General features: G+C 39.1%; 23 protein-coding genes. 15 read left to right on the forward strand and 8 right to left on the reverse strand.

Annotated elements, in window-relative coordinates:
* Positions 1 to 40 precede the first annotated feature (40 nt).
* Positions 41 to 940 (reverse strand): NAD(+) kinase, encoded by a 900-nt coding sequence (gene nadK / locus AACU98_RS04785; protein ID WP_004243910.1) that lies wholly within the window; start codon positions 938 to 940, stop codon positions 41 to 43.
* A gap of 101 nt (positions 941 to 1,041) precedes the next feature.
* Between nadK and grpE the strand changes: the two genes are divergently transcribed.
* Positions 1,042 to 1,653, forward strand: a complete 612-nt coding sequence (gene grpE / locus AACU98_RS04790) for a nucleotide exchange factor GrpE (RefSeq protein ID WP_004243909.1) — start codon at positions 1,042 to 1,044, stop codon at positions 1,651 to 1,653.
* Between the two features lie 91 nt (positions 1,654 to 1,744).
* On the opposite strand, the gene ung is transcribed toward grpE, so the two are convergent.
* Positions 1,745 to 2,425, reverse strand: a complete 681-nt coding sequence (gene ung / locus AACU98_RS04795) for a uracil-DNA glycosylase (protein WP_012368143.1) — start codon at positions 2,423 to 2,425, stop codon at positions 1,745 to 1,747.
* Positions 2,426 to 2,759: 334 nt separating this feature from the next.
* Between ung and grcA the strand changes: the two genes are divergently transcribed.
* Positions 2,760 to 3,143, forward strand: a complete 384-nt coding sequence (gene grcA, locus AACU98_RS04800) for an autonomous glycyl radical cofactor GrcA (protein ID WP_161735621.1) — start codon at positions 2,760 to 2,762, stop codon at positions 3,141 to 3,143.
* Between the two features lie 150 nt (positions 3,144 to 3,293).
* Here grcA and srmB read toward each other — a convergent pair whose 3' ends face one another.
* Positions 3,294 to 4,649, reverse strand: coding sequence for an ATP-dependent RNA helicase SrmB (gene srmB, locus AACU98_RS04805; protein WP_004243902.1), 1,356 nt, complete (start codon positions 4,647 to 4,649; stop codon positions 3,294 to 3,296).
* A 268-nt stretch (positions 4,650 to 4,917) separates the two neighbouring features.
* Here srmB and trmN point away from each other — a divergent pair, with 268 nt between their 5' ends.
* From trmN to acpS, 12 genes are all read left to right on the forward strand, one after another.
* Positions 4,918 to 5,676 carry a tRNA(1)(Val) (adenine(37)-N(6))-methyltransferase TrmN gene (trmN, locus tag AACU98_RS04810; RefSeq protein ID WP_161735623.1) on the forward strand — a complete coding sequence of 253 codons (759 nt, stop codon included), beginning with the start codon at positions 4,918 to 4,920 and terminating at the stop codon, positions 5,674 to 5,676.
* A gap of 300 nt (positions 5,677 to 5,976) precedes the next feature.
* Positions 5,977 to 6,555 (forward strand): RNA polymerase sigma factor RpoE, encoded by a 579-nt coding sequence (gene rpoE / locus AACU98_RS04815; RefSeq protein WP_004243899.1) that lies wholly within the window; start codon positions 5,977 to 5,979, stop codon positions 6,553 to 6,555.
* A gap of 37 nt (positions 6,556 to 6,592) precedes the next feature.
* Entirely contained in the window at positions 6,593 to 7,216 is a 624-nt protein-coding gene (gene rseA / locus AACU98_RS04820; RefSeq protein ID WP_012368140.1) for an anti-sigma-E factor RseA, read from the forward strand.
* A 48-nt stretch (positions 7,217 to 7,264) separates the two neighbouring features.
* Positions 7,265 to 8,236, forward strand: a complete 972-nt coding sequence (gene rseB, locus AACU98_RS04825) for a sigma-E factor regulatory protein RseB (protein ID WP_004243896.1) — start codon at positions 7,265 to 7,267, stop codon at positions 8,234 to 8,236.
* A gap of 12 nt (positions 8,237 to 8,248) precedes the next feature.
* Positions 8,249 to 8,713 carry a SoxR-reducing system protein RseC gene (rseC, locus tag AACU98_RS04830; protein ID WP_004243895.1) on the forward strand — a complete coding sequence of 155 codons (465 nt, stop codon included), beginning with the start codon at positions 8,249 to 8,251 and terminating at the stop codon, positions 8,711 to 8,713.
* A 321-nt stretch (positions 8,714 to 9,034) separates the two neighbouring features.
* Positions 9,035 to 10,831, forward strand: coding sequence for a translation elongation factor 4 (gene lepA, locus AACU98_RS04835; protein ID WP_004243894.1), 1,797 nt, complete (start codon positions 9,035 to 9,037; stop codon positions 10,829 to 10,831).
* 14 nt (positions 10,832 to 10,845) lie between these two features.
* Positions 10,846 to 11,817: a signal peptidase I gene (gene lepB, locus AACU98_RS04840; protein ID WP_004248458.1), complete on the forward strand. Its 972-nt coding sequence runs from the start codon at positions 10,846 to 10,848 to the stop codon at positions 11,815 to 11,817.
* A 195-nt stretch (positions 11,818 to 12,012) separates the two neighbouring features.
* On the forward strand, positions 12,013 to 12,693 hold the full coding sequence (gene rnc / locus AACU98_RS04845; protein ID WP_004248457.1) for a ribonuclease III: 681 nt from the start codon (positions 12,013 to 12,015) through the stop codon (positions 12,691 to 12,693).
* Positions 12,690 to 13,598, forward strand: a complete 909-nt coding sequence (era, locus tag AACU98_RS04850; protein ID WP_004243892.1) for a GTPase Era — start codon at positions 12,690 to 12,692, stop codon at positions 13,596 to 13,598. Before rnc ends, era begins: the two co-directional genes overlap by 4 nt.
* A 12-nt stretch (positions 13,599 to 13,610) precedes the next feature.
* Positions 13,611 to 14,351 (forward strand): DNA repair protein RecO, encoded by a 741-nt coding sequence (gene recO, locus AACU98_RS04855; RefSeq protein WP_004248456.1) that lies wholly within the window; start codon positions 13,611 to 13,613, stop codon positions 14,349 to 14,351.
* A gap of 69 nt (positions 14,352 to 14,420) precedes the next feature.
* Positions 14,421 to 15,152 (forward strand): pyridoxine 5'-phosphate synthase, encoded by a 732-nt coding sequence (pdxJ, locus tag AACU98_RS04860; RefSeq protein ID WP_161735625.1) that lies wholly within the window; start codon positions 14,421 to 14,423, stop codon positions 15,150 to 15,152.
* Positions 15,152 to 15,532, forward strand: a complete 381-nt coding sequence (acpS, locus tag AACU98_RS04865; protein ID WP_004243887.1) for a holo-ACP synthase — start codon at positions 15,152 to 15,154, stop codon at positions 15,530 to 15,532. Before pdxJ ends, acpS begins: the two co-directional genes overlap by 1 nt.
* Positions 15,533 to 15,561: 29 nt before the next feature.
* On the opposite strand, the gene AACU98_RS04870 is transcribed toward acpS, so the two are convergent.
* Positions 15,562 to 15,822: a YfhL family 4Fe-4S dicluster ferredoxin gene (locus AACU98_RS04870; protein WP_004243886.1), complete on the reverse strand. Its 261-nt coding sequence runs from the start codon at positions 15,820 to 15,822 to the stop codon at positions 15,562 to 15,564.
* Positions 15,823 to 16,134: 312 nt separating this feature from the next.
* Between AACU98_RS04870 and tadA the strand changes: the two genes are divergently transcribed.
* Complete coding sequence (gene tadA, locus AACU98_RS04875; protein WP_161735627.1) at positions 16,135 to 16,665, forward strand: tRNA adenosine(34) deaminase TadA; 531 nt, start codon at positions 16,135 to 16,137, stop codon at positions 16,663 to 16,665.
* A gap of 19 nt (positions 16,666 to 16,684) precedes the next feature.
* Here the strand turns inward: tadA and AACU98_RS04880 are convergent, their stop codons facing one another.
* The 4 genes from AACU98_RS04880 to AACU98_RS04895 are packed head-to-tail and all read right to left on the reverse strand — an operon-like array spanning position 16,685 to position 21,615.
* On the reverse strand, positions 16,685 to 17,233 hold the full coding sequence (locus AACU98_RS04880; protein ID WP_004243880.1) for a fimbrial protein: 549 nt from the start codon (positions 17,231 to 17,233) through the stop codon (positions 16,685 to 16,687).
* A complete protein-coding gene (locus AACU98_RS04885) occupies positions 17,233 to 18,306 on the reverse strand; it encodes a fimbrial protein (RefSeq protein ID WP_004248451.1) in 1,074 nt (357 codons plus the stop codon). Before AACU98_RS04885 ends, AACU98_RS04880 begins: the two co-directional genes overlap by 1 nt.
* A 26-nt stretch (positions 18,307 to 18,332) precedes the next feature.
* Entirely contained in the window at positions 18,333 to 19,097 is a 765-nt protein-coding gene (locus AACU98_RS04890; RefSeq protein WP_036970969.1) for a fimbrial biogenesis chaperone, read from the reverse strand.
* A gap of 31 nt (positions 19,098 to 19,128) precedes the next feature.
* Positions 19,129 to 21,615 carry a fimbria/pilus outer membrane usher protein gene (locus tag AACU98_RS04895; protein ID WP_124725064.1) on the reverse strand — a complete coding sequence of 829 codons (2,487 nt, stop codon included), beginning with the start codon at positions 21,613 to 21,615 and terminating at the stop codon, positions 19,129 to 19,131.
* Between the last annotated feature and the right edge of the window lie 21 nt (positions 21,616 to 21,636).

Genomic DNA, 21,636 nt, shown 5'->3' on the forward strand with positions numbered 1-21,636 from the left:
AAACTGGTTTTTTATACAGTAAAGTAGCGAGGCACAAAAATCAGAACATTTTTTTTGACCAACCTAATTTTGAGCTGAGTGTATTAAAATAGTTGTAGTCAGTTGGGTGGACTAAATTAAGTTTTTGTCGACTCCGCTTAATAATTACCTCATCCCCTTCTTTGATAGGTAATACAAGCTGACTATCACAACTGACTTCGTAATCAATATTGGTTTGTGAGAATTTTAAGCGAATTTGACTGTCGCTACTAATGACTAAAGGGCGTGAAGAGAGCGTATGGGGAAACATCGGAACCAGCGCAATCGCATCAAGATTAGGTGTAAGAATAGGGCCACCTGCAGAGAGTGAATACGCCGTCGATCCGGTTGGTGTGGTAATAATTAGACCATCAGAACGTTGTGAAAATGCAAAACGATCATCAATATAGACTTCAAACTCAATCATATGCGCGACTTTGCCGGGGTGAAGTACGACTTCATTAATGGCGGTGCCAATCCGTGTTCTTTGTCCTTCAGCACAGACACGAGCTTCAAGTAAGAAGCGTTTTTCTTCACGATAATGGCCTGCTAATACATTAGTTAATTGTTGTAATGCGTTATCAGGATCAAGATCGGTCAGAAAACCTAAGTTACCGCGGTTTACACCAATCACTTTGATATTATAGCGCGATAAAACACGGGCGGCGCCTAGCATATTGCCATCACCCCCAACAACAATAACCAGATCAGCGAGTTTGCCGACTTGTGTTAAATCGCCCGTTTGTGCATCGGTGAGCTTTAATTCTTCAGCAACTTGGGTATCGATAATGACGTCATATCCTTTATCAAGGAGCCAATAATAGAGCATTTCATGTGTCGAAAGTGCTTCAGGATGGCGGGGATGACCGACGATGCCAATGCATTTAAATTGTTTTTCTTCCGTTACGGTATTATCTGGCATTTTTTTTACCCTCGTTTAGCGCCTATTCCTTGAAACCCGTTTATTGATCCCCATAATAAACTAAATATGAAGATGAATACTAAAACTACGCGGAGATATTCATGAGTAGTAAAGAACAAAACGTACATGAAGAGCAAGTCTCAAAAGAAAAAGAAGGAATGGAATCGGTAATGAATGAATCTCAAGAGCAAGTGAAAAGCGAAGACGCTCAGGCGGAGTTTGATGCACAAGCTGAGTTAGTTCAAGCGCTTGCACGCGTTGATGAGCTGGAAAAACAGTTGCAGCAATCACAAAAAACGGAACGTGAAGCGATGATCCGTGCTCAAGCCGAAATTGAGAATATTCGCCGTCGTACTCAACAGGATGTTGAAAAAGCACATAAATTTGCGCTTGAGAAATTTTCTAATGAGCTACTACCTGTATTGGATAATTTAGAGCGTGCTTTATCTGCCGCTGATCATGAAAATGAACAAATGAAACCGATGATTGAAGGTTTAGAGTTAACCCTGAAATCATTCTTAGATGCGGTGCGTAAGTTTGGTATCGAAGTCGTTGAAGAAAAAAATGTCGCCTTCAATCCTGAAGTACACCAAGCGATGACATTAATTGATAGCCCTGAGCATGAAGCAAACCATGTCGTTGATGTGATGCAAAAAGGCTATACCTTAAATGGTCGTCTATTACGTCCAGCAATGGTAGTGGTATCGAAATAAGAACCATAATTCTTATATCAATGCGCCAATAAGTCAGGGCGTGGGATAAGTAAACCGCACTTTTGTGCGGTTTTGTGTTTTTATCACTAGCTTATTCAATAGGATCAAGTTGCCAATTAATGGGCGTGCGTCCTTGTTGCGCTAATAGATTATTGGTTTGTTTAAAATGACCACAGCCTAAAAAACCACGATGTGCAGAGAGTGGTGAAGGGTGAGGGGCTTTTAAGATAAAGTGTTTATTAGTATCAATAAAACGACCTTTTTTCTGAGCATGAGCGCCCCAAAGTAGGAAAATAACGCCTTCACGACGTTGATTAATTTGTTCGATAACCGCGTCAGTAAAAACTTCCCAACCATAGTTAGCATGAGAGTGAGCTTGGCCTTTCTCTACTGTAAGAACGGTATTAAGTAGTAATACCCCTTGTTGAGCCCAGCTCTCAAGATAACCATGATTAGGTCGTTTGAAGTCAGGGTATTCTTGTTCAAGCTCTTTATACATATTAACTAATGAAGGGGGAGCCGGAACGCCGGGACGTACAGAAAAGGAAAGCCCATGGGCTTGATTGGGGCCGTGGTAAGGATCTTGACCTAAAATCACAACATTAACATTTTCAAAGGGAGTGAAGCGAAAAGCGTTAAATACATCTTCTTGTGGAGGATAAATTATTTTGCCTGCTTGTCTTTGTTGTGCGACTTGAGACAAAATTTGCTGAAAATAGGGTTTTTCTTTTTCAGCACCTATTACATCATGCCAAGTTAATGGTGTAGTCATAACATAAAATCCTTGTTGATATCTTATGGGGCTAAGCTTACCGATTTCACCCATGGAAAGAAAATGTTCCGTCTCGAAAAAATCGAATTAATTGTTATTTAAAAAATTTTTTGAAAATTTACAAAAAAAATTGCAATTGCATGGGTTGTAATTATTGATTTAAAACAAGACTTTGCACCATTACCCGTTATGTCCTTATCAATCTTATTGATATTTATCAAAGAATGACGCCATTTATACTGGTATATAAGTAAACAGAAACATTGGTTAGACCAAATACCCAAATTCTGATATGCCATTAGAATTTGATTTTGTGCCCACATTGGAGGTCGAAATGATTACTGGTATCCAAATTACTAAAGCTGATAACGACGATTTATTACATTCTTTTTGGTTGTTAGATGATGAAAACTGCGAAGCACGTTGTATTTGTGCAAAAAAAGGCTTTGAAGAAGGCCAAGTTGTTAGCCGTGATGCATTAGGCAACATCGAATACCGTGAAGTACCGGTAGAATCTAAACCGGTAGTACGTGTAGAAGGTGGTCAACACCTAAACGTTAACGTATTAAGCCGTGAAACATTAGAAGATGCCGTTAACAATCCTGAGAAATATCCTCAATTGACTATTCGTGTATCCGGCTATGCAGTGCGTTTTAACTCACTGACACCAGAACAACAACGTGATGTAATTACTCGTACTTTCACTGAAAGCCTGTAATTTTCACTAAAAATCATTAAGTAATGATAGAACCTGGTATGTTTATATCAGGTTTTTTTGTTTATCAATAAAGAAGATAATATAAAAAACCGCCGTTATTTAATAACGACGGTTTTTTATTATGGTTCAAAGTAACGTAAAGAAGACAGATTATTGTTGCTCTGTTTTTATATGATTAGTTTTTTCCGCAGTGATGGTGGTTTTATCAGTAGCGGTTTTACGGCGTTTACCAATATTTTTACGATCGCGTGCGCGTACTTTCTCTTTTACGTTTTTTTTCTCTTCTACTTTTTTCGCTTTGCGTTTTGCTAATACTTTTTTAGAAGGCTTAAATGATGCTTTTTGACTAGGGGCTTTAGTCACTGGACGTAATTGGGCTACAACACGATATTTAATCGGCTCTTGGATATAACGGCTAATTTTACCAAGTAGCGGATAATCGTGTGCTTCAACTAATGAAATGGCAGTCCCTTTACGACCCGCTCGACCTGTACGGCCAATACGGTGCAAATAAACATCAGCTGTGCGCGGTAAGTCAAAGTTAAAGACGTGGGTGATATCTTCTAAATCAAGACCTCGAGACGCCACATCTGTCGCAATCAGCACATGCATTTTGCCAGACTCTACACGTTTAATCGCTTCGTTACGTTGTGTTTGAGCCATTTCGCCTTCAAGGTAGCTGGCTTTGATACCTTGTTTTTCTAATGCTGCGGCTAACTCTCTGACTCGCTCTCTTTTACGTACAAAAACAATCGATTTTTTAACTTCTTCTTGTTTGAGTAAATGTGCAAGTAAGGCAGTTTTATGGTCAAGATTATCTGCATGATAGTAAAATTGTTGGATTTTTTTACGCTCACGACGAGAAGGGTCAGCGTTCAGTTCAACCGGTTCATTAAGAATTCGCTGTGCAAAATCAATCACAGCATTGCCTTCTAATGTGGCTGAAAAGAGTAATGTTTGTTTACGCCAACGAGTTTCCCCAGCAATAGTTTCAATATCGTTAGCAAAACCCATATCTAACATACGATCAGCTTCATCGAGGATCAGCATTTCAACAGCACGACAGTCAAAGTTCTCTTCTTTGATGTACTGCAATAAGCGACCTGTTGTGGCAACAACAATATCTTGGTTCTCACTAAAAACTTCTGCGTGATTCATATAAGCAACACCGCCGGTGATAGTGGCGATGTCTAGATGGGTATGAGCGCATAATTCTTTTGCTTGATCAGCGACTTGCATAGCAAGTTCACGGGTTGGTGTTAAGATCAGAACACGAGGTGGCCCTGATTTTTTTCGTGGATAATCAAGTAAATGTTGAATAGCAGGAAGTAAGAATGCCGCTGTTTTCCCTGTACCCGTTGGTGCAGAGCCTAATATATCACGTCCTTCCATTGCGGCAGGGATAGCTTCTGCTTGGATAGCAGTAGGACGTTGATATCCTTTTTCTTCTAATGCGGTCAATAAACTTTCATCAAGTTCAAGACTGGAAAATGTCGTGGCTGTCATTGTATACCTCTATTTAGGGCGCGGATTTTGACATTATCCTCTGTTAAAAGCCAGAGGATTTACCGCTATCACATTATATATCATCGATTGTTCCAGCTATGTGTTGTTTTTTAGGCTTAAAGTCAATAAGCAAGCATCGAATATAAAGCGTTTAATGTTAAGATAGAGGTAGCAAAAAAGTTATCTTACCATATATCGCTTTTTCTATTATATGGATTGCATTCATTCTAAGAATAGAAAGAGTTATACAAATCATTAGAGCGATTCAATGAAGCAAAAGAAAGTAAAGAAAGCAGGTTTACGCAAAGGCGGGTTTACATTTAAACAATTTTTTGTCGCTCATGATAAGTGTGAAATGAAAGTGGGTACTGATGGCGTTTTATTAGGTGCTTGGGCGCCTATCACTAAAGCAAAAACGGTGCTTGATATTGGTACGGGAAGTGGATTAATTGCCTTGATGTTAGCGCAACGTGCCCCGCAGGTTGAGCGTATTGATGGTATTGAACTTGATGAAGATGCCGCATTACAGGCGCGTGAAAATGCGCAACAATCACAGTGGAGTTCGTTAATCCATATTTATCATCATGATATTTATCAATATGCGCAACAAGCGCCAACTCGCTATGATCTTATTGTGAGTAATCCACCCTATTTTGAGCCAGCGGTTGCATGCCGTAACCAAGAGCGCGAGCAAGCCCGTTATACGAAAACATTGACCCATGAAGGTTTGCTTGATAATGCACAACAACTTATTACAGATGAAGGCCTATTTTGTGTGGTGTTACCCTATTTAATCGGTGAACAGTTTATTGAAATCTCACAAAGAAAAGGGTGGAATGTCGTACAGCGAGTTAATATTAAAGATAGTGCAGATAAGCCTTACCATCGCATATTGCTAGCCTTTCAAAGACAGTATCAAGGCGAAACTAAACCATGTAATATTGAAGAGCTGATTATCCGCAATAATGACGGTCATTACACAATCCAGTTCCAATCTTGGGTCACAGATTTTTATTTATATTATTAAAGACTAATGTTGCCGTTAATATTACATTGTTTAAGATTGTATATATTGTTGTAAATAAAGGTATATATTTAAATTATCACATTGTGTTATCGCTTTTTTCTTGGCAAATTGCAGATTGGTTGGTGATTACAACGACAGTTTTTTGTGATTCATCTCTTATTATTATAATTGAATTGAACTTCATTCTATTTTAATGCTCTAACGTAAGTAGCTCATAAAAACGAGAAGGAATAACGAGAGTAATATGACGGAGTCATTGAAAAATAGTTTGAGGCTTGACTTCGGGAGAGTCCATCTCTAATGAGCGAGCAGTTAACGGACCAAATGTTGGTCGAGAAGGTACAACTGGGTGACCAGAAAGCGTTTAACTTGCTAGTTATCCGCTATCAGCACAAGGTAGCAAGTCTGATTTCCCGTTATGTACCTCAGGGTGATGTGCCAGATGTTGCACAAGAAGCCTTTATAAAAGCCTATCGAGCTATTGGATCATTCCGTGGTGATAGCGCATTTTATACATGGCTTTATCGCATCGCTGTGAATACAGCTAAAAATTATCTGGTAGCACAAGGGCGGCGTCCGCCTTCAAATGACTTAGATGCGAGTGATGTTGAAAATTTTGAAACATCAAACGCATTAAAAGAAATTTCGAACCCTGAGAATTTAATGTTGTCTGAAGAGTTACGGAGAGTAGTTTTTCAAACCATAGAGTCGTTACCCGAAGATTTAAGGGTTGCTATTACACTTCGGGAACTTGACGGCTTAAGCTATGAAGAGATAGCCGTTATTATGGATTGCCCTGTAGGTACGGTTCGTTCACGTATTTTTAGGGCGCGAGAAGCTATTGATAATAAGGTTCAACCATTAATACAAGAGTTATAAGATGGCTGAACCCTCATTTACTGAAGGGTACTTTTACATGCAAAAAGAGAAACTTTCTGCATTTATGGATGGCGAAGTTCTTGATAAAGAATTAATGGGATCGATTGCCCGTGATGAATCTATGAAAGAAACATGGCAACGTTACCACTTAGTTCGTGATGCAATGCGTGGTGATGTAGGAGAGGTTATCCACTTTGATATCGCAAGTCGCGTAGCACTCGCTTTAGAAAATGAGCCAGTCCGCATAAGTCCTGAACAACAGCAAGAGCAGCAACCTGCGCCTTCTCAATGGCGTCAGCACTCTTTCTTACAAAAATTACGTCCTTGGGCTAGCCAGTTAACACAAATTGGTGTTGCTGCCTGTGTGTCATTAGCTGTCATTGTGGGTGTTCAGCAATATAATGGCAACAATAGCGCTGAGGATTTCCAAGTTGATACGCCGGTGTTTAATACTCAACCTATTATGGGGAATGGGGCACCAGTCAGCTTAAATTTACAAAGTGATAATTTAGGCCAAAATCAACAAACACGTCTACAAGAGCGTAATCAACGCCTTGGACTTATGTTGCAACAGTATGAGTTAGATCGCCGTATCTACAATGCACCACAAGATGAAGTGCCTGTAGCATCGCAAAACACAACTCAGCAACAGGCTCAGTAATCATTGTGGTATCAATTTATAATTACGTGTAGGAACAATAGAGTCGTAATGAAAAAATCATGGTTATCCGCTTTACTTTTAGCGGGTTACCTATCAATACCAACACAAGCCTTGGCACAACCTCAAATAGGAAATGCCGAGGCTTTGTTGCAAAAGATGGGTAATACAACGCAAACCGCTACTTACGAATTATCTTTTATTAATATCAATTCTCAAGGTATTGTTCCTATTCGTTATCGTCATGCACTTGTTGATGGTAAACCAGTAGCACAATTAATGCAGATGGATAGCACTCGTCGAGAAATCGTGCAACGAGGGAATGAAATCAGTTATTTTGAACCAGGTTTAGATGCGTTTAGTTTGCGTAATGAACATATCGTTGATTATCTCCCTGCTATCATTTATCAAAATTTTGCTGAACTCGCTGAGTATTACAATTTTATTGATGCGGGAAGAACGCATATCGGCGACATTCCAAGTCGTGTTGTTCGTGTACTATCAAAAAATAATGACCGTTATGAATATGTCTTATTTATTGATGAAGAGAGATATTTGCCATTAAGGGTCGATCTGCTTGATAAAAATAATGACGTTATTGAACAATTTCGGGTGATCACCGCTAATCAAAATAAAGAAATCATCAGTGAGTTAGATTCACTCAATAAAGTGAATATGCCCCCGCTATTGTTGATCCCCAAAGCCACTCAAGCACTGAATTACAATTGGCGTGTGACAACGTTACCTGAAGGATTTAAAGAGGTAAAACGTAGCAATCATCAAATTGCTGAAAATGAATTTAGCCAATCTATTTTATATAGTGACGGCTTATTCGATTTCTCTATTTATGTTAACAAAAGTGGTCAGCAATTAAATTCCCCCGAACGTGATAAAGCATTGAGATATGGCCGTAATACAATTTATACCTATGATAAAGATGGCAATGAAATTACCTTTATTGGACAATTGCCATTTATAACAGCACAGAAAATCGTCAACAGTGTGGTGTTTACCAAAAAGTAAAAGGTATAAGTTATGGTTAAAGAGTGGGCAACAGTCGTACATTGGCAACAAGGGAGGGCTTTACTACGTTATGGCTCATCGTCCGGTTGCGGGAGTTGCCAAGCTCGAGCAGCTTGTGGCTCTTATTTATTAAATAAAATAGGCCCTGAAACTGTTCATCAGTTAGAACTTCCTGTTGAACAACCTTTAGTGGTGGGGCAAAAAGTGGAAGTTGGTATCCCAGAAAATAGTTTACTTCGCTCCGCTATGTTGGTTTACCTTACTCCTTTGCTGGGATTATTTATCGTTGCAGGGATAGCCAGTCTGTGGCTTTCTAGTGAGTTGGCTATTTTTTGTAGTGGTTTAGTGGGGGGAGTGTTAGGCTTTTTATTAGCTAAAAATATTGCCCGCTGGTGGAGTAAAGATGAAGGATTTGAACCTATTATTTTACAAATAGGACTTCCACCTAATGAATTGCAAGTACAATATCAAGAATAATGATAAAGAATGAATATGATAAAAAATGGGGCATAGGCTCCATTTTTTTGTTATTAAACTTATTTTATGGTGCTGATCTTTTTTATTAATAGATAAAAATCAAATTTCTATCTAGTGAAAGTGCAGTTACGATGCATAAATAAAGGTAAGCTTTATCATAAATGTTTGTGTTTGATGAACGTTTCTTTGAGTATAATGTCTCTAGTGTGTAGAATGCGTCATCAATCATAACTCCTGCAATATAGAGTTTTCGCTTTGTGTCCATGAACGACGCTAAAGCCAGATTTATAGAGCAAAGCAATAGAGAAAAATAATTTCAGAATGAAAAACATACGTAACTTTTCCATTATCGCACATATTGACCACGGTAAATCGACGCTATCAGATCGAATTATTCAAATTTGTGGTGGCTTAACAGATCGTGAAATGGCTGCGCAGGTTCTTGATTCTATGGATCTTGAGCGTGAGCGTGGTATCACCATCAAAGCACAAAGCGTAACACTCAATTATACCGCTGATGACGGTGAAGTTTATCAGCTTAACTTTATCGATACGCCAGGACACGTTGACTTCTCTTATGAAGTTTCTCGCTCTCTTGCCGCTTGTGAAGGTGCTTTACTGGTTGTCGATGCAGGGCAAGGGGTTGAAGCCCAAACATTAGCAAACTGTTATACGGCGATAGATATGGATCTTACTGTCGTTCCGGTATTGAATAAAATTGACTTACCTGCCGCAGAGCCTGAGCGTGTCGCTGAAGAGATTGAAGATATTGTCGGTATTGATGCGACCGATGCAGTGCGTTGTTCTGCTAAAACCGGCGTGGGTGTAAAAGAAGTGATTGAACGTCTGGTGAAAGAAATACCTGCGCCAGAAGGCGATCCTGACGCGCCTCTACAAGCACTTATTATTGACTCTTGGTTTGATAATTACCTTGGTGTTGTCTCACTTATCCGGATCAAAAACGGTAAAGTCAACAAAGGCGATAAAATCAAAGTGATGAGTACAGGGCAAGTTTATAATATCGACCGTATTGGTATTTTTACGCCTAAGCAAGTTGATACAACATCGCTAAGTTGTGGTGAAGTAGGCTGGGTAGTTTGCGGTATTAAAGATATTCTTGGTGCACCTGTTGGGGATACATTAACAGCCGCACAGAAGCCTGCAGACAAACCATTACCGGGCTTTAAAAAAGTCAAACCACAGGTTTATGCGGGGTTATTCCCGGTCAGTTCTGACGATTATGAATCATTCCGTGATGCATTAGGAAAATTAAGCTTAAATGATGCGTCACTCTTTTATGAGCCGGAAAGTTCATCCGCATTAGGATTTGGTTTCCGTTGTGGTTTCTTAGGCCTTCTCCATATGGAGATTATCCAAGAGCGCTTAGAGCGTGAATATGATCTTGACCTGATCACCACAGCACCAACAGTAGTTTATGAAGTGGAAATGACCAATGGTGATATCATCATGGTTGATAGCCCATCAAAACTACCAGCACTGAACAATATTGAAGAGATCAGAGAGCCTATTGCGGAATGTCATATGTTACTACCGCAAGAATACTTAGGTAATGTGATTACTTTATGTGTCGAAAAACGCGGCGTTCAAACTAATATGGTCTATCATGGTAATCAGGTTTCATTAACTTATGAAATTCCGATGGCTGAGGTGGTATTAGATTTCTTTGACCGTTTAAAATCAACCTCTCGCGGTTATGCTTCGTTAGATTATAACTTCCTGCGTTTCCAAGGCTCCAACATGGTACGTGTTGATGTCTTAATTAATGGTGAGAGAGTCGATGCACTTGCATTAATCACCCATAATGATAACGCACCGTATCGTGGACGTGAGTTGGTGGAAAAAATGAAAGAATTCATTCCACGTCAACAGTTTGATATTGCGATCCAAGCTGCAATTGGCAATCATATTATTGCTCGTTCAACTGTTAAACAGTTACGTAAAAACGTATTAGCTAAATGTTATGGTGGTGACGTTAGCCGTAAGAAAAAACTGTTGCAGAAACAGAAAGAAGGTAAAAAACGTATGAAGCAAATTGGTAATGTCGAGTTACCACAAGAAGCGTTTTTAGCCATACTGCATGTTGGTAAAGATAAATAATTTAAGGAGAAAATATGGCTAGCACGTTTGCCTTGATCCTAACGTTGGCAACGCTAATTACGGGTATTTTTTGGTGTATAGATCGTTTTAAATTAAAGCCAGCCCGTAAAGCGAAGTTAAAACGTTTACAAGAGTTAACGCAGGGAAGTGAGGATCAGCAAGAGTTAGCAAAATCGATTAATAAACCAAGCTGGGCAGAGACATTAGGCTCTCTGTTTCCTGTATTGGCGATTGTATTGATTTTGCGTTCCTTTGTGTATGAGCCGTTTCAGATCCCATCTCGTTCGATGATGCCGACTTTATTAGTCGGTGATTTCATCTTGGTTGAAAAATTTGCTTATGGATTAAAAGATCCTATTACACAAACAACCTTGATTAGTACGGGTAAACCTAAACGTGGTGATATTGCGGTATTTAAATACCCACGTGATCCATCAACTGACTTTATTAAACGGGTGATTGGTTTACCGGGGGATAAAATAGTGTATGACATGACGTCGAAGAAATTACACATTTACCCAAATTGTAATAAAGCAATATGTGATGATGAAATAGCGGTAACCTATGGTACAGCGTATCCTAGTGAATGGACATTACTGTTACAAAGTGTACCTGGTGGTCAACGTATTAGCGGTATGAAATCGATTCCGATTGAAGAGCCAATTTCTACAGCTACGCAATTTCGCCAAGAAGAGAGAATTGAAACGATTGGTGATGTCTCTCATCGTATTATGACTATTCCGGGAGATGTTACTGTACCTGAATTTATTCAACCGGGATTACCTCAAGGTACGTGGATTGTCCCTGAAGGTCAGTATTTTATGATGGGTGATAACCGTGATGGTAGTTCAGATAGTCGTTTCTGGGGCTTTGTGCCTGAGCAAAACTTAGTCGGTAAAGCCACAACGATTTGGATGAGCTTCGAGAAACAAGAAAATGAATGGCCTACAGGTGTTCGTTTCAGCCGTATTGGTGGCATTAAGTAATTTTTAACAAAATAGCTACAGCATTCCTTTCTATCTCAGTGTAGAATATGCCACTTCTTTAAACATGATTGGCTCCTGTATAAACAGGAGCCAGTGCAAACGCAACAGTTCTGTTATTCAACCCGATAATATCTCGTTGTTTTTAAACAGGTTTGTTGCGTGTGCTTCAAATTAAGTAATGGAAATTGATCGCACATGAATACTCTATTAGTTAACCAGTTACAAAAAAAACTGGGTTATACTTTTAAACAAAACGAATTACTTTTACAGGCACTTACTCACCGTAGTGCAAGTAGTAAACATAATGAACGCTTAGAATTTTTAGGTGATTCAATTCTAAGTTATGTCATTGCTAATGCGCTTTACCATCGTTTCCCTCGTGTCGATGAAGGGGATATGAGCCGGATGCGTGCAACCTTAGTGCGAGGTAATACCCTCGCTGAACTAGCACGTGAATTTGAACTCGGTGAATGTTTACGGTTAGGGCCGGGAGAATTAAAAAGCGGTGGTTTTCGTCGCGAATCTATTTTGGCCGACACAGTAGAAGCGTTAATTGGTGCTATTTTTCTTGATAGTGATATTCAAAATATCGAAAATATCATCTTAAAATGGTATGAGAATCGCTTGGCTGAAATCAGTCCGGGTGATAAGCAAAAAGATCCTAAAACTCGCTTGCAAGAATATTTGCAAGGACGTCATTTACCACTACCTTCTTATGTTGTTGTACAAGTACGTGGTGAAGCTCATGACCAAGAGTTTACGATCCATTGTCAGATAAGCGGTATCGACCAACCTGTTAAAGGGATGGGTACAAGCCGTCGTAAAGCCGAACAAGCCGCTGCTGAACAGGCATTAATACAATTGGAGCTTGAATGAGCGAAGAACAAACCTATTGCGGATTTATTGCGATAGTCGGTCGCCCTAATGTAGGGAAATCAACATTACTGAACCAATTATTGGGGCAGAAAGTTTCTATTACTTCACGTAAGCCACAAACCACCCGTCACCGTATCATGGGTATTGATACTGATGGTGCATATCAGGCTATTTACGTGGATACCCCAGGCTTGCATATTGAAGAAAAGCGAGCCATTAACCGTTTAATGAACCGTGCAGCAAGTAGCTCTATTGGTGATGTTGAACTGGTTATTTTCGTTGTCGAAGGAACCAATTGGACGCCTGATGACGAAATGGTATTAAACAAATTAAAATCACTACGTTGTCCTGTGCTATTAGCGATTAATAAAGTTGATAACGTTACAGATAAAACCAAGTTACTGCCACATATTGGTTTTTTAAGTCAACAAATGGATTTTCTAGATGTAGTGCCGATTAGTGCTGAAAAAGGCATGAATGTCGATACTATTGCTAAAATAGTGCGTAACTGTTTACCTGAAGCCATTCATCATTTCCCAGAAGATTATATTACTGATCGCTCTCAACGTTTTATGGCGTCAGAAATTATTCGTGAAAAATTGATGCGCTTTTTAGGTGAAGAATTACCTTATTCTGTGACGGTTGAAATTGAACAATTTGTTACTAACGATCGCGGTGGATATGATATTCACGGTTTGATTCTGGTTGAACGTGAAGGCCAGAAGAAAATGGTGATTGGTAATAAAGGCGCTAAAATCAAAAAAATCGGTACGGAAGCCCGCATGGATATGGAAGATTTATTTGAAAACAAAGTTCATCTTGAACTTTGGGTGAAAGTAAAAGCGGGTTGGGCGGATGATGAACGTGCTTTACGTAGCCTTGGCTATGTGGACGATTTAAAATAGTAGGTTACTGAAGTGGAAGGCTGGCAACGTGCATTTGTTATCCATGCTCGGCCTTACAGTGAAACGAGTTTATTGCTCGATTTTTTCACTGAGAATGAAGGGCGAGTGCGCATATTGTCAAAAGGTGCGCGCGGCCGTCGCTCTCCTTTAAAAGGAGCTCTTCAACCTTTTACTCCCTTGCTCATTCGTTGGAGTGGGCGAGGTGAGATAAAAACCCTCCGTGATGCTGAGCCTATCTCTTTAGCATTACCATTAACAGGCACAGTACTTTACAGTGGTCTGTATCTTAATGAATTACTTTCTCGTGTTTTGGAAAATGGCACATCATATAGCACGCTTTTTTTCGAATACTTATCTTGTTTGCAAATCCTTGCTGCCAGTGAAACTACTCCAGAAGCTGCTCTAAGGCGCTTTGAATTAGCGTTATTAACGCAATTGGGTTATGGCCTAGACTTTTTGCATTGTGCAGGAAGTGGTGAACCTGTTTCTGATACCATGACTTATCGATACCGAGAAGAAAAAGGCTTTATTGCCAGTTTGGTGGTTGATCACTATAGTTTTACTGGATTGGAATTAAAATCGCTGGCAAAACGAGAATTTCCTACGGCTGGCACATTGAAAGCAGCAAAAAGGTTTACACGAATGGCCTTGAAACCTTATTTAGGTGGAAAACCATTAAAAAGTAGAGAGCTGTTTCGGCAATTTGCTATTAAAAAGTGTGCGAAAAAAAGCGTATTGATAGAGGATAAATAATATTGTCTTTTTCTTCTCTATGGAATGTGTAAACTAAGGTAATACAACGTTATTTTTCAGGAGAAGAGCATGTCTGATATTCTACTTGGCGTTAATATTGACCATATTGCAACCCTACGTAATGTCCGTGGCACAACTTATCCCGATCCGGTTCAAGCGGCATTTATTGCGGAACAAGCGGGTGCTGATGGGATCACTATTCATTTACGTGAAGACAGACGTCATATTACCGATCGTGATTTAATGCTGATCAGCCAAACGGTTCAAACAAGATTAAATTTAGAAATGGCGGTAACAGAAGAGATGATTGAGATTGCTTGCCAAACTCAACCTGACTTTTGTTGTTTAGTGCCTGAAAAACGCCAAGAAGTGACCACAGAAGGTGGTTTAGACGTGGTGGGTAATGAAGAGAAAGTGGCTGATGCGATTAAACGTTTATCATTAGCGGGGATTAAAGTCTCTTTATTTATTGATCCTGACCATGAGCAAATTAATGCAGCAGATCGTGTCGGTGCACCTTTTATTGAAATTCATACAGGTGCTTATGCTGACGCTGAAGATGAACAGGCTCAAGAGAAGGAGTTTGTTCGCATTCGTGATGCGGTAACCTATGCAGCGTCTAAAGGTTTAAAAGTCAATGCAGGTCATGGTTTGCATTATCATAATGTACAACGTATTGCTGCATTACCTGAACTTTATGAACTCAATATTGGTCATGCGATTATTGGTCGAGCGATATTTAGTGGGCTTGCACCAGCCGTTGAAGAAATGAAACGCCTAATGAGAGAAGCGCGTCGCTAATGGCTATTGTTGGTATAGGTATGGATATCGTTGAGATATCACGTATTGAAGAGATAATAGGGCGTTCAGGAGAACGCCTCGCGCGACGTATTCTTACTGATAATGAATGGATTATATATCAATCACATAAACAACCCGTTCGTTTTTTAGCTAAACGATTTGCGGTAAAAGAAGCCGCAGCCAAAGCATTAGGTACAGGCATTCGTTTAGGATTGGCATTTAACCATTTTGAAGTCGCTAATGATGAATTAGGTAAACCAACATTGCACTTTTTAGCTGTGGCAAAAGAGATGGCGCAAAAAGCGGGAATAAATGCTATTCACGTGACACTGGCTGATGAGCAACGTTACGCCTGTGCAACCGTTATTTTAGAAAAATAACGCTTAAATTTATTCCCGATTGCGTTTGCTTAGATTTTGTCAGCGTGGTGGATCAGTACAAACTTTTCCCATAATTCATCTTGCGATTCAGTATGAGCAGGATCGATGATAATTGTATTCGTGATAGGGCATACCGACTGACAAGTCGGTTTATCATAATGTCCTACACATTCAGTGCAAAGATCAGGATTGATTTCATAAATATCATTCCCCATTGAAATGGCATCGTTAGGACATTCGGGTTCGCACATATCGCAGTTGATGCATTTCTTCGTAATTAGTAAAGCCATATCAGTCACTTAATATATAAATTATTAAATTACAGTAACTTATATCTTGCACTTATATGTTACTTTTAGTTTATTGGTTGTATTTTTACTGCAAATTGACAGTGTTACTACAAATAATAGAGCACTGCCACACAAAATAAATACACAATTATATACAAAAGAGTGTGAGATTATCATATACGTGAAAGATTCTAAATATATTGATGTTGCAGAGGGGAATATCTTTTACAACATTTCACACGCTAATATCTTTAGTTATCAATCTAAAACAGGCTACAATACCGCGCTGTATAATAATGAAGAGATGTTCTTGTGAATAAAATTAAAGATGATATTTATTGGATGCATAAAGCGATTGAGCAGGCATATAAAGCACAACAACTCGGTGAAATTCCTGTAGGAGCCGTGTTAGTCGCTGATAATAAAATCATTGCTAAAGGTTGGAATCACTCCATTATTGATAATGATCCTACTGCACATGCGGAAATTATGGCATTGCGTAAAGGTGGGAAACATCTACAGAATTATCGCCTACTTGACGCCACATTATATATCACGTTAGAGCCTTGCGTTATGTGCGCTGGAGCAATTGTGCATAGCCGTGTAAAAAGAGTGGTCTATGGTGCATCTGATCTAAAAACAGGTGCCGCAGGCTCATTTATTGATATTTTGCAACATCCCGGAATGAACCATAAAGTTGAAATAACATCGGGTGTTTTAGGTGAGGAGTGCGCACAACTCTTGAGCCAGTTTTTTAAGATGAGAAGGGCAGAGAAAAAACAACTGAAACAACAGCAACGTTTAATTACTCAAGGCTTAATCATACAAGAGAAAGCCAAATAGCATCTATTTGGCTTAATTGTTATTGGTAATTGAGTGTATAGGTTGCTTGTGCTTGAAATGGTCCTGTGAGTATCGTTTGATTTTGAATAGCTGATGATGTTGCTTCAACATAGGCCATAAAATCAAATTGTACCCGTTTATTATTAAGCTGTTGAGGAGCACTTGGTTTTTTTAATTCAATAATATTATGTGCCTTGTCGGTAAAAGCGATACCAATACTTTTCGGATCTTCTGAGCCACTCCCAGTAACGGCTATATGATTGGGCATTGTTGAATGCGCTTGACCATCTAATGTGATAGTGACACTTTTATAAATATCTTGGCTACAATTTTCTAAACTGATACTAAAAGCAACGGGGTTGCTTTTTTGTAGTGAATAGAGATCTTTTGCAGATATTTGTTTGAAATCAATAACTTTATTTTCATCTCCCGCAACAATCGTACAGCCATGTGCAACAACAACACCTTTAAATTCCATCTCTCCACCAATAATATCAGTGGCAGCAAAAGTGTTCGGAGAGAGCAATAACAAGCAAGTTATAGCTGACTTTATTATGCTGTTTTTCATTACATAAACTCCGCAATGAGTGTCGCATGAGCTGAAAACTCACCTTCAGTAATTTTACTGCCCGCTTTGGCTATGGGGGCTGCACTTACTTCCCAATTTCCGTTGAAATTATTGAGTTTGCCAACTGAAAAATATTGGTTAGGTGGGATAATCGTACCTGACTTATCTCTTAATACGATACCTAAGTTACTTCTATCTACAGAGCCTGTTGTACCAAGGTAATTAGAATCAAAACTCGCAATACCTGAGCTACCAGTCTGAACTTTAAACATTATTCTGCTATTAGGATCGGTAAAACTTCCCCCTTCGCATTTGATGGGGATGTTGCGAGTAATTTTGTAGTTTTGCCCATTGAGATAATCAGAGGTATTTCCCACATTACCAAAGTCAAAGGTAATTGGTGAACCATTATTAAAGATACATTTATCTTTAGTGGTAATGATCCCCGAGGTGATCACTAATTTAGAAATGGGCTCTGAGCCATAGGTTTTTGGCGCACCGCTGTGACTTACCATGGCATACATTTGTGCAAGAGATTGCCCATTAAGACTGACACCATTAATAATGGGTTTTCTTAAACGGAAAGTGAGTTGACCGCTACTTCCTGAGGAAATATGCGGTTTAGGTGAAGAGGGTACTCTGCAACCTTGTTGGTTATTTCTATTATTAGGTATGTCAGAAAAGGGCACTGTGGGTAAAGGATTAGGCCCCCAAATTTCAAAATTAATTTTGATATCAACATACTCATTTAATTGATAAAAGTTATTACCAACAGGGGGTAAATCAGTCGTTGCTTTAAAATAGGTTAATGCACGATCATAGATACGTGAGTTAGGACAATATACTGTCCCATCATAGCGATCAGGCAACGAAAAGTTTACTGTTGCTAATTCTCCCGCTTTGTTATTAGGAAAGGTGGTGTGATCTAATACTGCATAGAAAATATTAGGGCCACCATTGGTTCTCACTTCACCTTGTAAATAAGCAATTGCGTGCAACGGCATTAAAGAAACAATGCCGGCACAAAATAGCATTACTGATTTGGAATGAATGTTTTTTTTATTGAGGATCATTTTATTCCTACCGGCATCCGAGTTCATTAATATTTAGGTTGTTGATCTTTAGGGGCTACTTTGCAGCTATCTTGCTGACATACAAATTTGAGCTCTGGGTGTCCACCGTAATCATTTACATACATCATATAAAACTGATTAACGTTACTGGTTTTTACTGGTATATCCAGTGAAGCTTTTGGCGCAACCATTAATCCGGGGAAGGTGGTTAATTTATCGCTATCCTCACCATTTAATTTATTAGAAAGTGAGATAATGGTGATGTAATAAGGGGTTGGATTATTAACAATAAATTTATTACCTTGTTTTTTAAACACCAGTTGATCTTGCCAAACCATTCCCGGTTTTTCAGGTACTATGGCACTAGGGCGATAGAATAATTTAATGCGTGACTGCATCGCCATCTGTAATACGTTGGCTTGTTTTGGTGCGGGTGGAATTTCACGCACATTTAAATAAAACAGTGATTCTCTATCTTGAGGTAATAGCCCAACTTCAGCTGTTTTTGTAATGCGAACTACGCCTTTTTGAGCACCATCAAGGCGTTGTAACGGTGGAAGTGCCACTAAGGGTGAAGAGATCTTCTGCCCATTTTCATTTTCAACCCAAGATTGCGCTAAAAAAGGAATATCAGGGCTGGTATTTTTTAAATTAACACTGGCTGAGTTTTCATTACCCGTTAATACAATACGAGTTCTATCTAGTGAAACACCCGCTTGTGTTGGATTCACTAGACTCAGTGCCAGCAAAGAGCCACAAAATAGTGTTTTTAGTGTGCTGAATGAGTTCATGTTAATTATCTCTCATTATTAATTTTATTTGTTAACGACCCTGACAAACGAGCGATTGATGTTTTAAGGGATCTGTTATTTCCGCGGGAATGGTAATTGAACATTGTGTTTTACCGTTCCAAATTACATTTAATGATTCATTAAGGTTAACACCCGCAATATAAACAAGGCCTTCTTCCATCACCATACCAATACTTTCCCCTTTTTGATTGGTGACTTCTGCACCAAAAGGAGGGTATTTATTATCAGTTGTCTGTAAGACAGCCATTAAGCGTTCACCTTGACGAACCGGAAATTGGTAATAACCAATGGCACCTTCTGTTAAGGTTGTTGAAGCAATGGCTTTACGCGTTTCGATATCTTGATCCATCTTATCGACGTCAATACGTGCATCAACATTGTTATAACTTGTTAAGTCGGTTAGTACACCAATGCCGAAGCGGTTCGTAGTCGTGCTTTGACCATTAAAGGGCACCCCTGCAACACCATCAGTATCCACCATTATTCTTGCGGTGCTAGAGGTCATACTGCTACTGTGTAATGCAGCGCCATAACGAGTAGCAGTAAAACCGCCTTTTATCGTTGCGCCCACTGCTAAGTAATTATCTTGTTGATAGCTTGCATTGGCATTGATTTCTGCATACTGAGAACGATGTTGATAATAACCATCGGTATTGGCTTTCTTATCCGAACTTAAGCCTGCTCTTATGCGCCATAAATTATTATAATCACGATTATCAGCATAAGAGGCCATTTGTGTCACTTTGCCATTGTTATCTTGCAAGTTATAACCAATATTGCGACCACTTCCTAATGGTAGTGAAATATTAAAAGAGAGCGTATCGTCAGTATTCCCTTTATATTGGGTACGAAATGCTGACAAGTTGGTATTGATTTGCTCAATCCCCATAATGGAAAAATTGCGACTTACTGTGACACCATACTGCTCTTGAGTATTTTTATCCCAATAATTTTGGTGACGATAAGAGAGATAGAGGGTGGTCGATTTCTCTGCATCATCTGCCCAAAAAGTTTTATTACCGGTAATGGTGTACATTTCTTTTTCATAGCCATTATTATTGATGCCGTTATAACGCTCATCAATATACTGAGAAAAAGAGCGAAATGTTTTTTCTGAGAAACGATAACCTGCAAAGGTAATGGTACTGTGGTACTCATCAAAAGTTTTTGCATAGTTTAGTTTAAAAGACATCCCATTGATTTTTTCATTATCATAGGTTTTGCTATAAGACTGTGTAATATCACCAGAAAGGGTACCAAAACGTCCCATATCATGGCCGATACCTAAAGACCATGCGTTATAATCTTTAGCGGTAAGTAAAGCACCACCATAGAGAGACCATGTATTATTCATTCCCCATGAAAAATCCCCTTGATAGAAAAGAGGGCCTTGCATTTTATGGTTGTTCACGGATGACTGTCCCAGTGAGGTATTAAAACGCACAGATCCTGGGCGAGTCATATAAGGCAAATTAGCGGTTTGCACTTGAAATTCGTTAATCTTACCATTTTGCTCTTCAACTCTAACATCGAGTTGACCCTGTACGGTATTTTGTAGATGGTTAATCACGAAAGGGCCAGCAGGTACGGTTGTCTCATAAATTAAACGTCCATTTTGGGTTACCGTCACTTTTGCATTGGTATTGGCGATGCCATGAATTTCAGGTGCATAGCCTTGGAGAGAAGGGGGTAACATTCTCTCATCGCTTTGTAAATTGGCTCCTGTAAAACGGAAACTATCAAAAATTTGAGAGTTTAAATAAGTTTCCCCAACCGTTAGTTTGGCTGCGAGATCTGGTAATGGCTTATAGGCATAAATTTGGTTCCAATCAAAACGATTGTTAGATGAATATTCAGAAGAATAATTGCCTTGATATTCAGCTCTTAAACGCCATTCACCCAAGTTTAATCCCGCTTGGCCATAACCAGTTAAGGTATTGTTATTATTGCCTTTATTAGGTCGAGTTGACGTTCCTGTTAATGTATAATCAAAAATAAGCCCAGAGACCCCGCTATCCCAAAGCTCCGGAGGTGTCCAATCAGATTCTTCATATTTCATTAATGAGCGCGGTAACGTGATATCAAGTACACCACCATCATTTTTAATCGAGATACCGGGTAATTGGCTAATATCAAAACAATCTGGTGATATTTGTTTGATATATTTTTGGTTTTCTTGGTTGATTGTTAACTTTTTTAAAAGAGTAGGGTCGATACAAGCCACGGAATGATTATCTGCTACTTCAATATAATTAATATTTTGGCGAGGAAAGTCGCGACCATTTAGACGAATATCTAAATAGTACATACCCGGAATGATATAATTTGAGGTAGAAAAACGTGAAAGGTCGACATTATCGCGATCTTCCGCGTCTAGCATATGAATGTTAAATTCCACAGAATCGTCCTGCTCTGCTTGTGAGAAAAACGCCAAGCTTAATAGCAAAGTCGCACAAATGGTCTTCCATATTGTGTGGGGTGAATAAGGAATTAACATGAATAAACGCCTAATTATTAT

It is taken from the genome of Proteus sp. G4380 (assembly GCF_963885725.1).
GTDB classification, from domain to species: Bacteria; Pseudomonadota; Gammaproteobacteria; order Enterobacterales; family Enterobacteriaceae; genus Proteus; species Proteus mirabilis.